We start from the raw sequence: 13,226 nt of genomic DNA on the forward strand, positions 1-13,226 counted from the left end.
AGTGACGTTAATACTTTGTCCAGGGATCACGGGTAGGAGCCACCTTATGAGTCAGAATACGCTGAAAGTTCATGATCTAAATGAAGACGCGGAATTTGATGAGAACGGAGTTGAGGTTTTCGACGAGAAAGCCTTGAATGAAGAGGAACCCAGTGATAACGACCTGGCAGAAGAGGAACTGTTATCGCAGGGCGCCACGCAACGTGTGCTGGACGCGACTCAGTTATACCTTGGAGAAATTGGTTACTCTCCGCTGTTAACTGCTGAAGAAGAAGTTTATTTCGCACGACGCGCGCTGCGTGGGGATATTTCCTCTCGCCGTCGAATGATTGAAAGTAACCTGCGTCTGGTGGTGAAAATCGCCCGCCGCTACAGCAATCGTGGACTGGCGCTGCTGGATCTGATCGAAGAGGGTAACCTCGGCCTGATCCGCGCGGTAGAGAAGTTTGACCCAGAACGTGGGTTCCGTTTCTCTACTTATGCCACCTGGTGGATCCGTCAGACCATCGAACGGGCGATCATGAATCAAACCCGTACGATTCGACTGCCAATCCACATTGTTAAAGAGCTGAATGTCTATCTGCGTACCGCTCGCGAGTTGTCCCATAAGCTGGACCACGAACCGAGTGCAGAAGAAATTGCAGAACAGCTCGATAAGCCTGTTGATGATGTCAGCCGTATGCTGCGCCTCAACGAGCGCATTACCTCGGTAGACACCCCGCTGGGTGGCGATTCCGAAAAAGCGCTGCTGGACATCCTGGCCGATGAGAAAGAAAACGGCCCGGAAGACACCACGCAGGACGATGACATGAAACAAAGCATCGTCAAATGGCTGTTCGAACTGAACGCCAAACAGCGTGAAGTGCTGGCACGTCGTTTCGGTCTGCTGGGTTATGAAGCCGCAACGCTCGAAGATGTAGGTCGTGAAATTGGTCTGACGCGTGAACGTGTCCGCCAGATTCAGGTAGAAGGTCTGCGTCGTCTGCGTGAAATCCTGCAAGCGCAGGGGCTGAACATCGAAGCACTGTTCCGCGAATAATCTATTCCGCACAAAAAAGGCCAGTCAGAGGACTGGCCTTTTTCTTTGCCCGTTCCCCAGGGAACGGGCGGAACACACGCCTTAGTTCAGCGTATAATCCAGCGTGATTTCAGCGTTGAACAGCTGAGACACCGGGCAACCGGCTTTCGCTTTCTGGATGATCGGATCAAACTGCTCTTTCTCGATCCCCGGCAGTTTCACCGTACTGGTGAGCGCAATTTTGGTGATTTTAAAGCCGCCATCAACCTGATCCAGCGACACATCCGCCGTGGTGTCGATGCTTTCCGGCGTAAAGCCAGCTTCGCCCAGCATTAACGACAGCGCCATGGAGAAACACCCTGCGTGGGCCGCGCCAATCAGCTCTTCCGGGTTAGTCCCGGCTGCGCCTTCAAAACGAGTATTAAAACCGTAAGGCTGCTGCTTCAGTGCGCCGCTTTCGGTGGAAATGGTGCCTTTACCGCGCTTAATGTCGCCTTCCCAGTGTGCCTGCCCTTTCTTATGAATGGTCATGTATTTACTCCATTTTGTTGCTGAATGAAGTAACAAGTATAGAAGCTGAGACAGGGCTTGCCCCGGAACTCGGAATACTACGAAGAAGTGCAGGTCTGGACGGGGAATCGCAGGCCTGGCAAGCAAGAGCCACCGGGCAAGGGCGTCAGAGAAATATAGGCCCGGCAAGCAAGTGCCGCCGGGCGGGGGCGTCAGACAAATGTAGGCCCGGCAAGCCTGCGCCGCCGGGCAGAAGGGTCAGACCAGACTCTTCAGGCGATAAATCCACTCCAGCGCCTGACGCGGCGTCAGCGTATCCGGATCGAGCGCCTCCAGCGCTTCTACCGCCGGGCTGGTTTCTTCCGCCGGTGCCAGCAGTGACATCTGCGTCCCGTCCACCTGGGTGGCCGCCGCGTTCGGCGTGATGCTTTCCAGCTCGCGCAGCTTCTGGCGCGCCCGCTTGATCACCTCTTTCGGCACGCCCGCCAGCGCTGCTACCGCCAGGCCGTAGCTCTTACTGGCCGCCCCGTCCTGCACGCTGTGCATAAACGCAATGGTGTCGCCGTGCTCCAGCGCATCCAGATGCACATTTGCCACGCCTTCCATTTTTTCCGGCAACTGCGTCAGCTCGAAATAGTGGGTGGCAAACAGGGTCAGCGCTTTAATGCGATTCGCCAGATTTTCCGCACAGGCCCAGGCCAGGGACAGGCCGTCATAGGTGGAGGTGCCGCGCCCGATCTCATCCATCAGCACCAGGCTGTTCTCGGTAGCATTGTGCAGAATATTGGCGGTTTCGGTCATTTCCACCATAAAGGTCGAGCGACCGGATGCCAGATCGTCCGCCGCGCCCACGCGGGTAAAGATGCGGTCGATGGGGCCAATCTCTACTTTTTGCGCCGGCACGTAGCTGCCAATATAGGCCAGCAGGGTGATCAGCGCCGTCTGGCGCATATAGGTACTCTTACCGCCCATGTTCGGACCGGTGATGATCAGCATCCGACGCTGGGGTGACAGCGACAGCGGGTTGGCGATGAACGGCTCGTTCAATACCTGTTCGACCACCGGGTGACGCCCCTCGACGATGCGGATCCCCGGTTTATCGGAGAAGGTCGGGCAACTGTAATTAAGCGTGTCAGCGCGCTCGGCGAGGTTAACCAGCACGTCCAGCTCCGCCAGCGCCGCAGCGCTCTGTTGCAGATCCCCCAGATGCGGCATCAGCAGATCGAACAGCTCTTCATACAGCTGCTTTTCCAGCGCCAGCGCTTTGCCTTTCGAGGTCAGTACCTTGTCTTCATATTCCTTCAGTTCAGGAATGATGTAGCGCTCGGCGTTCTTTAACGTCTGGCGGCGCACGTAATGGATCGGTGCCAGATGGCTCTGCCCACGGCTGATCTGAATAAAGTAGCCGTGCACGCCGTTATAGCCGACTTTCAGCGTATCCAGCCCAAGTTTTTCACGCTCACGAATTTCCAGTTTATCCAGATAATCCGTCGCGCCATCCGCCAGCCCACGCCACTCGTCCAGCTCGGCGTTATAACCCGGCGCGATCACGCCACCGTCGCGCACCAGCACTGGCGGCGCGTCAATAATCGCCCGCTGCAGCAGCTCGCGCAGTTCGCTGAACTCGCCCATTTTTTCACGCAGTTGCTGCACGGGCTTGCTGTCAATGTCAGCCAGTTGTTCACGCAGGATCGGCAACTGCTGGAACGCGTGACGCATACGCGCCAGATCGCGTGGACGGGCGGTGCGCAGCGCCAGACGCGCCAGAATACGCTCCAGATCGCCTACCTGCCGTAGCACCGGCTGCAACTCAGACGTCAGCTCCTGTAACGCGCCAATGGTCTGCTGACGTTCGATCAGCACCGCAGTGTCGCGCACCGGCATATGCAGCCAGCGTTTAAGCATCCGGCTGCCCATCGGCGTGACGGTACAGTCGAGTACCGACGCCAGCGTGTTTTCGAACCCCCCGGCCAGGTTCTGGGTGATCTCCAGATTGCGGCGCGTAGCGGCATCCATAATGATGCTGTCCTGCTGGCGATCCATGGTGATTGAGCGGATATGCGGCAGCGAGGTACGCTGGGTGTCTTTGACATACTGCAACAGACAGCCCGCCGCACACAGGCCGCGCGGCGCGTTTTCCACGCCGAAACCAATCAGATCGCGGGTGCCAAACTGTAAATTCAGCTGCTGGCGCGCAGTGTCGATTTCGAACTCCCACAGCGGACGACGGCGCAGACCGCGACGACCCTCAATGAGCGATGTCTCGGCAAAGTCTTCGGCATACAGCAGCTCTGCCGGATTGGTGCGCTGCAACTCTGCCGCCATGGTTTCCCGATCGGCCGGCTCGCTGACGCGAAAACGCCCGGAACTGATGTCCAGCGTCGCATAACCAAAGCCTTTATTGTCCTGCCAGATGGCGGCGAGCAGGTTGTCCTGGCGTTCCTGCAACAGCGCTTCGTCGCTGATGGTGCCCGGCGTAACGATGCGCACCACTTTGCGCTCCACCGGGCCTTTGCTGGTGGCCGGATCGCCGATCTGTTCGCAAATCGCCACCGATTCGCCGAGGCTGACCAGCTTCGATAAATAGTTTTCCACCGCGTGATGCGGGATGCCCGCCATCGGGATCGGCTCGCCCGCCGATGCGCCGCGTTTGGTGAGTGAAATATCCATCAGCTGCGACGCGCGTTTGGCATCGTCGTAAAACAGCTCATAGAAGTCGCCCATGCGGTAAAACAACAAAATATCCGGATGCTGCGCCTTGAGCTTGAGGTACTGCTGCATCATTGGGGTGTGGGCGTCGAAATTCTCTGCTGTACTCATTGGCATCTGATGTCCATGTTCTTAAATTTTAATGAGTTAGTGAGGTTTATTATTTTTTATGCGTCTCACCGGAATCGGTCTGGTTGATAAAGGCGTAGCGAGCATGATAACGGAGTCTGCAAGGCAGGAAAACCACAGGCAAAGGCACTGTCGTTTAAAGCGATAGAAATGGTGAAGTCAGGCGACAAAGATAGCGATGATATTGGCGAAGATCGTGGTTTACGTGTCTTACAGGGTGCAACCGGGTTAACTCTTTTTTCCGCTACGCAAGCCTCGCGACGAACGATACTTGGTACAAAAAGCAATCCATCACATGCGTGACAAAAATCATGCCCGCAGGCTGATTGTCATCCTGATGTTATACCGGGGCGAATGCGTCAGCGATGTCGCTTAACGCTCTGCTGTGCCCGCCCATCGGTGAGGGGCGGGATTAACGGGTTTACGTTGCCGGGTGCTGAAGGCCTGAAATTACTCTCCGTCGGACGTTCCCGTCGCTGATCTTCGTTATGGGTGTAACCACCGCAGGAACATTAGGTATTTATTGCCTGTGTGTTTGATGTGCATACCAATACGCGCGAGGATCCCTATAAATAATATGGAATACAGGATGTTTGATGCTCAGACTCTACACGCTGTGGGAACTCGAACGGGAGCTGTCTCCCGATGAATTCCAGCACATACTGACCCCCGATGCTGTACTGGAAAAAGCCGCTTTCACTTATGATCTGGATTACCGGAATTACGTGACGCCTCCGGTCAACGAAGCCCCTAATTTGCTGCCACTCCCGAAGGACAAACCCTATGTCCTTTCAGGGTACGATCCGGTTTATGAGGCGCTTGAAGTCAACCTGATGTAAGGCTGGATCATCGGGCTGGATACCGATGAACACTGGGCCGACACCGTAAATCCTTTCCACATTAACGCTGCTGGCGAACTGGTTTTTGACGGTGTTGATCCTTTTTGCTGGGTGGTCAGTGATTTTCAGCGGGCTTACCAGTTCGCTATCAATAACCAGAACGGCAAGAAACCCGCGGCCACAGAGAAATTCCGCCCGTCTGGTGAACCAGTGCAGCACGCTCAGGCAGCAAAAGCCATCAACAGCAAAGCGGCGGGCAACCTGCTGGCGGCAGGGGGTATTTACAACGGCAATATTGAGGGGTTCCGGCAGACAGCCGAGCAGCTCGGCGGCGATGCGTCGGCGGGTTATGATCAGGTTATGGATAACAAGGGATTGCTGATTACCGCCGCATCAGTAGCAGCCGGGCTGACAATGGGAAGAATTAACGTTACTGGAGAACTAGAAGAATTATCGTCATTAAGCAAAATCCCAACGTTTGAATCTCCTGCTGTAAAGGGGTTTACCTCAGAGTCAGGGGCATTACTGAATGCCGAACACGCCGTTGTAGATTACAGAAAACTATCGACTTACTCTTTAGATGTTACCCACCCAAAAGGTGGGCATAAAGCCAGAGTATTCCAATCGGCGCTAGGTTATAACACGACAAATTCAGACGTGTTAGGGAATAGAGTCCAGGAGGGCATATTAACCGCCCCTGCTAACGTTTTGGACGCAACCCAGCACGGGCAACGAATGGCCGTAGACATGCCATTATTAGGCGCTAACGGTGAGACGGTGATTTTGCGCAGCGGTTGGATATACGAACCTGATGCCGTCGTTCCACGCATGACGACGATTTTTGTTAAGTGAGATAAAGGCTATGAGAAGAAAAGAGCTTGAAGTAGTTGTGTTAGCGGAAGATTTGCCGGATGAAGGGTTAACCAAAGGAATGGTAGGTACCATAGTACACATACATGAACAACCATATCTGGCTTACATGGTTGAATTTGTTGATGATCAAGGGCGAACTACCGCGATGCCTGATCTTTTACCTGAGCAGATAACGGATTATGTCTCGCCAGAATAATTACGGGATTGAATCGCAACGGGTTTAACAGACACCTGGGAGTCATTTAAAATGGCTTAAAGAGAGGCACCCATGAGTGGTAGCGTATCCCGAAAAGATTAAAGGTGAAGCTGTCAAACAGGTTGTTGATCGTGGTCATTCTGTTTCCAGCATTGCAGCATGTCTCAATATCACCCAGCCTTTACGCCTGGCTTCAGCAGCCGCATTCACGACGCCTTTTGGTAGATCTGAGACTGACGGGGCATAACATACCTCAGAACCTACGGAGGCTGGTTATATCTTGCGCATCAAATTAGCGTTTATCGACAGTAATGTATATTGGGGTCTATTTAGGCATTTATCTCCACAAAAAAAAGCTATACAACTCCCCCTTAATTATTTCAAATCGAATTTTTTCATGCAGAACTATTTTTTATGAAGATGCGATTACCGTTAATAATGGTTTCAGGCAATTTTCTGGTTCGTGACCTATGCACTTGATTAACGCATAAAATAACTTTAGTCTTCCACGAAAATTGCTAAAGAGTGAATATTGAAAATGAAGAAAATAAACCCAACTTATACCGTTGTCGACTTATCTCGTTGGGCAAGGAAAGAGCATTTTGACGCATTTCAGACATTTGCGCAGTGTACATTTAGTCAAACTGTACAGTTAGATATTACCACCTTGTTAAAAGATATTAAGGCGGTGGGCTGGAAACTGTATCCTGTTATCACCTTCCTTCTTGCTAAAATAGTCAACAGACATGCGGAGTTTCGTATGTCCATGAAGGATAATGACCTTATCATATGGGATGATACTCATCCGTGCTATACAATCTTTAATGATAAAACCGAGACGTTTTCGTCATTATGGAGCCATTATGATGGTAACTTTCATAACTTCCTGAAAAATTATTCAGAAGACGTCGCGCGTTATCAAAATAGTATTTCCTATCTCCCTAAAGAAGAGTCTCTGGAAAATGTATTTTTCGTATCGGCGAATCCGTGGGTTAGTTTTACCGGCTTTAATATCAACATAGCTAACTTTCAGAACTTTTTTGCGCCAATGTTCACAACAGGAAAATACTACCAACAAGGTGAGAGAGTGCTATTACCTTTCGCCGTCCAGGTGCATCATGCTGTTTGCGATGGTTTCCATGTGGCAAGACTGATCAATGAGTTACAAACCATGTGTGATGACTTGTTGCGATATTGTGAACCTGATTCGTGAAATTACTGATCAATATCCTTTAGCAAACCTTTCTGAGTGCCTGAATAGTCGGTCCGGCGACTGACGACGTACCGGGAAATTTTCCGCCGCATAACCCTGAGTGAGCGATGCTGACGCGCGCCGCTCTGCCTCAGCCTGCCAACGGCAGTCGCTTAAAAATCACCGGGTGACATACCCATTACTGAACGGAATGCAGTGGAAAACGCAGCAGGACAGGAAAAGCCGAGCTGATAGGCAATCTGCTTGATGGGGATGTTTTCGGCGAGAAGATCCAGCGACCGGTATATTCTGGCGCGCTGTTTCCATGTTCTGAAGCTGAACCCTGTGTCACGTAAAAACAGGCGTGAAAAGGATCGTTCAGACATGTTAGCAACGTAAGCCATGTCGGTTAAGGAGGCTTCCCAGCGATGGCTGAGCATGAGTTCTCTGGTTGCACGGAATAATCTCTCATCCTGTGGCAACGGAAGTTCGGCGGCCGCGGAAGGGGACTCTGAGAGAATATCCAGCAGTAAAACGGCCATTTTTCTTTTTATTGGCCCGTCATATTCTTTCGAGAACAACCCGGCAATTAATTCTTTCACAAGTGAAGTCGCGGTTATCACATGAACCTGGGCGTGACGTGTGAAATCCCGACACGCCGAAATAAGGCTGCGGCTGACATAAACAGCGCGCAGTTCCGTATGCGATAAAAGTCGATATGAGTGCTCCATCAGCGGCGGGATCCAGAGCGCGCGTTGAGGGGGAATAACCCATCGCCTTTCTGCGGCTTCAACAAGCATTACGCCTCTGGTCGCAAATAATAATTGCCCTTCAAGATGGTAATGCGGCGGATCGCACTCTCCACGCTGGTAGGTGATGGCCGTTGCTGACCAGCCCGTTACGTCATCGTGTCTTGGCGCTTTATCAAAGCTGACTGGCATCTCAGATTAAAACCTCAGGTTTACTATGAACCGGCTGACGTTACCCGGTCAGAATGCTGCCGGGGCAACGGGCGATGAATCAAACATTTAACAAGCATTTCAGGAGTCTATGCCAGTGCGAGTTCATTTTATTGTGCATGAAAGTTTCGAAGCGCCCGCGGCTTTCGAAACCTGGGCCGTGCTGCGCGGTCATGAGGTCACTTTTTCCCGCGTTTATGCGGGTCAAAAACTGCCCGAAGATGTGCGGGGTATCGATCTGTTAATCGTGATGGGTGGACCTCAGGATCCTTCTGTCACAATGGATGAATGTCCCTATTTTGATGCCAGTGCCGAGCAGTTCCTGATCGCCTGCGCAGCTCGTGCGGGGAAAGCCATCGTGGGGGTCTGTCTGGGCGCGCAGCTGATTGGCGAAGCGCTGGGGGCGCCTTTCGAGCACAGTCCGGAAAAAGAGATCGGCAAGTTCCCCCTATTTATGACCCAGAGCGGCGAGAAGCACACGTTGTTTTCTCATTTCGGCCATAAGCTTGATGTTGGACACTGGCATAACGACATGCCAGGGCTCACGCCTGAGGCGGAAATCCTTGCCTACAGCGCAGGCTGTCCACGCCAGATTGTGGCCTATTCAGAGCTGATCTTCGGTTTTCAGTGTCATCTGGAACTTACCCCGGAGGTCGTCGATTTACTGATCGCACACGCCGACAGCGATTTACGCCGGGCTGCAGACTATCGCTTCGTCCAGTCACCCGAAGAATTACGCGCCAACGACTACAGTGAAATGAACAGGCACTTATTCACCTTCCTCGATAAGCTCGAAAAACGCTACGTCCAGTCACGGGCATCGCTTTATTAACCGCAACGGGAAACCGTAATCTCATAACGCCCGATCAGGCGGAACCGAAGACTCAGTGGGACGGTTATTCTGTCGTGCCAACGGTGGTGACCAGCCGATGAAACCGGCCGGTCACTCATCCGTTATTTCAGATGTTCTTTCAGTTCTCCCGCAGCCTGACCCAGAGCGGTTCGCACGGCAGGAACATCACTCAGCGCATTAAGCAAACCATAATCATGGATCAGACCGTTATAGCGGGTCACGGTCACGTTAACGCCCGCGGCATCGAGCTTACGGCCAAATGCCTCACCCTCATCACGAAGTACGTCAAATTCGGCAGTCTGGATCAGCGTAGGCGGCAACCCTCGCAACTGCTCACTCGTTGCGCGTAGCGGAGAGGCGAGAATATTGCTGCGATCGCTCTCTTTTGTTGTATAGGCATCCCAGAACCACTTCATCATGTTCCGTGTCAGGAAATAGCCGTTCTGATACTGCTGATATGAAGCGGTATCAAAGCTGGCATCAGTGACGGGCCACAGCATGACATCGAAGCGAATGGCAGGGGACTTATGCTGTTTGGCCTGAAGCGCCACGGCTGCAACCATGTTTCCTCCCACGCTGTTACCAACCAGCGCTAAACGTTTACCGTCAACGCCGATTTCATTGCCGTGTTCAGCAACCCAACGGGTCGCAGCATAAGCCTGGTTAATCGCGACAGGAAAATGTGCTTCCGGGGAGGGAGTGTAGTTAACAAAAACGGCCGCAGCGCCGGATCCGCTGACCAGGTCGCGAACGAGCCGCTCATGCGTGGCGAAATCGCCCAGGACCCAGCCGCCACCGTGGAAGAACATGAACACGGGCAGGGTTCCCTGCACGTTGTGCGGCCTGACGATGTTCAGCGTTATACTTTTCCCGTCGATAGTGATTGTTTTCTCACTGACATCAGCGGCGGGCAGCGTTGCTCCTTTCTGCGCATCGATCAAGACCTGACGTGCTGCCTGTGGGGGCAATTGTTCGATGGGCGTTCCTCCGCTGTTGTTCAGCGCCTCCAGGAATTGCCGGACATGACGTTCTGGTATGGATGTATCAGCAAGGCAGTTGGCCGAAACGGCTGCGATAGCAGCGGACAGTAAAGCAGTTTTGATAGTCATTATGTCATCCTTGTGAATATGCTTGCGATTAAATCGTGCGCTACTTAATTGAGGAAAAAAACTCAGGCATGTTGCCACCCTGAGAAAAGCTCCGCCTGTTCAATGGGAAATCCATGCCGTTGCAACCGGCATAACTCAACATCTCACCAACGGGATAAGCGTCCGGCCGTGACAGCAGACTGGCGCCCAATGAGGGAAAACAGAAATTACAGGCCCAGTTCCGATAAACCAGGATGATCATCCGGACGACGTCCCAGAGGCCAGTGGAACTTGCGCTCACTTTCTTTGATAGGCATGTCATTGATACAGGCGTAGCGGTGATGCATCAGTCCGTCTTCACCAAATTCCCAGTTTTCGTTGCCGTAAGAACGGAACCAGTTACCGGAGTCATCGCGCCACTCATAAGCGTACCGGACAGCAATACGGTCACCGTCAAAGGCCCACAGCTCCTTGATAAGACGGTACTCCAGCTCTTTTTTCCATTTGCGCTCAAGGAAACCCCGGGCCTCGTCACGATTGTTTGCAAACTCTGCGCGGTTGCGCCATTTGGTGTCGAGAGAATACGCGAGGGACACTTTATCGGCATCGCGGGTGTTCCAGCCATCTTCCGCAAGTCTGACTTTTTCAAGGGCTGACTCGCGGGTGAACGGCGGCAGTGGCGGACGAATCTGTGAATCGGACATGGTGGTGCCTCCAGGATAATTGGATACTTCAGTTAGTGTTTCATCTTTGGAACCCAGCCCCCTGCTACGGGAGCTGTTTCAGTAATAGCTGAGCGACATCTCTTGCATCGTCGGCGGCGCTGTAATCGCCCATAACACGCGACATCGTGATGGCGCCTTCAATCAGTATCAGCAGTTGCCGGGCCAGCGGTAACGGCTGCGCCGTATTTAGCTGGCCGGTAAGTTCAAGCACGTAGTCCAGCAGTTTCTGTTTGTGCAGTTTGGCTATCTGACGAACCGGATCGGCCGGATCTCCCACTTCGCCTGCCGTATTGATATACGCGCATCCGTGATACCCCTCGGACTCGAACCAGCCTTTAAGCACGGTGAACATATTCAGGATGCGATCCTCCGGCGTAGCCGCTTTGTCACATTCGGTCCTGAACCACGCCATCCAGCGCACATCACGCGCATTCAGCGCCGCGGCAGCCACCTCGTCCTTGTTGGTGAAATGGCGATAAATACTTTTCCGGGCCACACCTGACGTCTTCACCAGCAGAGTTAGGCTTTGCGTCGTTACGAATTCTTCCTGTTGCGGAAGGCCGCCACTTTCATACGATTTCCGCAGGTCGCCATACTGCACCACCGGCGGCGATGCGATTTACTCAAATCGTGAAAAAGCAAAATACAGTTATGGGCTTCGCACTGACGCACATATGCAAATTTGTCGTCCGTGACCAGTTTCACCAGGGCGTCTGCAACAGGCCACAGAAGGCTGGCGGGGCTGCGCGCGTTTGCCCGGACATCGACGCGGTATCGCTGTGCCCCTTCATCCCATTGCAGTCTCGTCTCAGGATGTCCTTTCCCGAGCACGCTGTTAACCACGGTCAGGTCAGCGGCAACGGACGCCATAGCGGCATGCACCACTGTTCTGGCGGCGTCACGGAGCAGGCGTGCTTCTGCCAGTAATCCGGCAGGTGCCTCAGTGCCGTTCGGCACCAGGCCTGCGGTTTCCAGCCACTCCAGGACACAGAGATCGTTTTCAAAACAATCATGCCGTTCATCACCCGTCCCGTACTCGGTGTTAATAAAATCCAGCGCGAGGTTATCGGCCAGAAAAAGAGGCGGAGAAGAAAGATGTTTAAATTCCATAACTATCCGTAACTCATAAAATCATTTTGACAGGTTACCAGATTTACCTGTAACCTTCAATTTAACACTTTAAAGGTTACATGAGGTTATTATGGTTTCTCTCACTTCTGGATTGCCTGCGGCAGATACTGCCTCCGCTCCGTCAACGAAGCAGGTACATTACCGCTATAAACAGGCCGGCGAGGTTAACGTTTTCTACCGTGAGGCCGGTGATGCCGCATCACCCGTGCTGCTGATGCTTCATGGTTTCGCGGGCTCATCATTTATGTTTCGTGACCTGATAGCGCAGCTGGCCGATCGCTATCATCTGATCGCGCCGGACCTGCCCGCTTTTGGTTTTACCGAGGCGCCGGAGAAGGGAGCGTATGCCTACACCTTTGACCAGCTTGCGGAAACCATTGGCCGCTTCACCGAGGCGCTGGGTCTGGATAGCTATGCGCTGATGGTTCACGACTACGGCGCGCCTGTCGGGTGGCGACTGGCGGCAGCACACCCGGAGCGGGTAACCGCGATAATTTCCCAGAACGGCAATGCCTACGAAGAGGGACTGGGAGACGCCTGGGCGCCCATTCAGCGATACTGGCGCGACCCTACGCCGGAAAACCGCAGTGCATTGCAGGAATTTCCTACGCCGGCCTCCATCAAATGGCAGTATCTGGAAGGCGTTGCCGACCGGTCCCTGGTTTCTCCTGATGGTTATACGCTGGAGGGGCTACAGATTTCGCGGCCGGGCAATGCAGAGATACAGCTGGACCTGTTGCTGGATTACGCTTCGAATGTGGAAAAGTATCCCGCCTTCCAGCGTTATTTCCGTGAATACCAGCCACCATTGCTGGCCGTATGGGGAAAACACGATCCGTTTTTCCTGGCGGCGGGGGCTGAAGCCTGGAAGCGCGATCTGCCGAAAGCGGAGATCCATTTTTATGACACCGGCCACTTCGCGCTTGAAACCCATGCTAAAGAAATAGGTATGGACGTTCGTGATTTTCTGGACCGGCATGTCCGCAAGTCAGACTGACATCGCC

At 53.2% G+C, this 13,226-nt stretch carries 13 protein-coding genes and 2 pseudogenes; 8 read left to right on the plus strand and 7 right to left on the minus strand.

Features of this window, described 5'->3' with window-relative positions; all coding sequences use genetic code 11:
• Window positions 1-46 precede the first annotated feature (46 nt).
• A complete protein-coding gene (gene rpoS, locus KW828_RS05620; protein WP_072569984.1) occupies window positions 47-1,039 on the plus strand; it encodes an RNA polymerase sigma factor RpoS in 993 nt (330 codons plus the stop codon).
• Between the two features lie 81 nt (window positions 1,040-1,120).
• Here the strand turns inward: rpoS and KW828_RS05625 are convergent, their stop codons facing one another.
• Both KW828_RS05625 and mutS read right to left on the minus strand, forming a co-directional pair.
• Window positions 1,121-1,549 carry an OsmC family protein gene (locus KW828_RS05625; protein WP_218335486.1) on the minus strand — a complete coding sequence of 143 codons (429 nt, stop codon included), beginning with the start codon at window positions 1,547-1,549 and terminating at the stop codon, window positions 1,121-1,123.
• Window positions 1,550-1,786: 237 nt separating this feature from the next.
• Window positions 1,787-4,348 (minus strand): DNA mismatch repair protein MutS, encoded by a 2,562-nt coding sequence (gene mutS / locus KW828_RS05630; protein ID WP_218335643.1) that lies wholly within the window; start codon window positions 4,346-4,348, stop codon window positions 1,787-1,789.
• A gap of 289 nt (window positions 4,349-4,637) precedes the next feature.
• Between mutS and KW828_RS21850 the strand changes: the two are divergent.
• From KW828_RS21850 to catA, 5 genes and pseudogenes are all read left to right on the plus strand, one after another.
• Window positions 4,638-4,843, plus strand: a pseudogene (locus KW828_RS21850) (IS630 family transposase); the annotation flags it as partial.
• Window positions 4,844-4,962: 119 nt separating this feature from the next.
• The gene (locus tag KW828_RS22100) at window positions 4,963-5,205 is read left to right on the plus strand and encodes a hypothetical protein (RefSeq protein WP_371316085.1); all 243 of its coding nucleotides are present in this window, start codon (window positions 4,963-4,965) and stop codon (window positions 5,203-5,205) included.
• Window positions 5,206-5,415: 210 nt separating this feature from the next.
• Window positions 5,416-6,057, plus strand: coding sequence for a DUF6883 domain-containing protein (locus KW828_RS22105; protein WP_371316086.1), 642 nt, complete (start codon window positions 5,416-5,418; stop codon window positions 6,055-6,057).
• 10 nt (window positions 6,058-6,067) lie between these two features.
• On the plus strand, window positions 6,068-6,274 hold the full coding sequence (locus KW828_RS05640) for a DUF4926 domain-containing protein (RefSeq protein ID WP_218335487.1): 207 nt from the start codon (window positions 6,068-6,070) through the stop codon (window positions 6,272-6,274).
• A gap of 538 nt (window positions 6,275-6,812) precedes the next feature.
• Window positions 6,813-7,487 (plus strand): type A chloramphenicol O-acetyltransferase, encoded by a 675-nt coding sequence (catA, locus tag KW828_RS05645; protein WP_218335644.1) that lies wholly within the window; start codon window positions 6,813-6,815, stop codon window positions 7,485-7,487.
• Between the two features lie 152 nt (window positions 7,488-7,639).
• Here catA and KW828_RS05650 read toward each other — a convergent pair whose 3' ends face one another.
• The gene (locus KW828_RS05650; RefSeq protein ID WP_218335488.1) at window positions 7,640-8,407 is read right to left on the minus strand and encodes a helix-turn-helix transcriptional regulator; all 768 of its coding nucleotides are present in this window, start codon (window positions 8,405-8,407) and stop codon (window positions 7,640-7,642) included.
• 115 nt (window positions 8,408-8,522) lie between these two features.
• Between KW828_RS05650 and KW828_RS05655 the strand changes: the two genes are divergently transcribed.
• Window positions 8,523-9,257, plus strand: coding sequence for a type 1 glutamine amidotransferase (locus KW828_RS05655; protein WP_218335645.1), 735 nt, complete (start codon window positions 8,523-8,525; stop codon window positions 9,255-9,257).
• Between the two features lie 122 nt (window positions 9,258-9,379).
• On the opposite strand, the gene KW828_RS05660 is transcribed toward KW828_RS05655, so the two are convergent.
• The 4 genes and pseudogenes from KW828_RS05660 to KW828_RS05675 all read right to left on the minus strand — a co-directional run bounded on the left by KW828_RS05660 (window position 9,380) and on the right by KW828_RS05675 (window position 12,201).
• Window positions 9,380-10,387 (minus strand): alpha/beta hydrolase, encoded by a 1,008-nt coding sequence (locus tag KW828_RS05660; protein ID WP_218335489.1) that lies wholly within the window; start codon window positions 10,385-10,387, stop codon window positions 9,380-9,382.
• A gap of 206 nt (window positions 10,388-10,593) precedes the next feature.
• Entirely contained in the window at window positions 10,594-11,070 is a 477-nt protein-coding gene (locus KW828_RS05665) for a nuclear transport factor 2 family protein (protein ID WP_218335490.1), read from the minus strand.
• Window positions 11,071-11,134: 64 nt separating this feature from the next.
• Window positions 11,135-11,614: pseudogene (locus KW828_RS05670) on the minus strand (TetR/AcrR family transcriptional regulator); the annotation flags it as partial.
• Window positions 11,615-11,625: 11 nt separating this feature from the next.
• Entirely contained in the window at window positions 11,626-12,201 is a 576-nt protein-coding gene (locus KW828_RS05675) for an ABATE domain-containing protein (RefSeq protein ID WP_218335491.1), read from the minus strand.
• A gap of 91 nt (window positions 12,202-12,292) precedes the next feature.
• Here KW828_RS05675 and KW828_RS05680 point away from each other — a divergent pair, with 91 nt between their 5' ends.
• Window positions 12,293-13,219, plus strand: coding sequence for an alpha/beta fold hydrolase (locus KW828_RS05680; protein WP_218335492.1), 927 nt, complete (start codon window positions 12,293-12,295; stop codon window positions 13,217-13,219).
• Window positions 13,220-13,226: the final 7 nt, after the last annotated feature.

It is taken from the genome of Enterobacter sp. ENT03 (assembly GCF_019218745.1).
Lineage (GTDB): Bacteria > Pseudomonadota > Gammaproteobacteria > Enterobacterales > Enterobacteriaceae > Enterobacter_D.